This is a genomic window from Pantoea sp. SIMBA_079, assembly GCF_046940275.1.
GTDB classification, from domain to species: Bacteria; Pseudomonadota; Gammaproteobacteria; order Enterobacterales; family Enterobacteriaceae; genus Pantoea; species Pantoea borealis.
Window position 1 is genome coordinate 1 of record NZ_JAWRYR010000986.1, and the last position, 231, is coordinate 231.

1 protein-coding gene is annotated in these 231 nt (G+C 68.0%); it reads right to left on the minus strand.

Going from position 1 to position 231, the window contains the following annotated elements; translation table 11 throughout:
* The coding region (locus SB719_RS22885) for a TGS domain-containing protein (protein WP_412160145.1) at window positions 1-227 on the minus strand (227 nt) is incomplete at its 3' end.
* Window positions 228-231 lie beyond the last annotated feature (4 nt).

Consider the following 231-nt stretch of genomic DNA (forward strand, 5'->3'; position numbering starts at 1 on the left):
GCGCAGGAGTGGCGGATGATCTCGACGCCTTCGGCATCTTTCGGCGTGAGGATCTGCAGCGTCGCGTCGTGGTCGATGACGTCGGACGCGTCGACCTGGCGGCCGTCGAGCTTGCCGGCGACGGTGGCCTTGGCCAGACCAGGGCCGATCGACTGGGCGACCTCGAGGACGGAAACGGGCTGTTCGAATTCGCGGCGGCTGCCGTCGGGGAGCGTGATCGTGATCATGGCG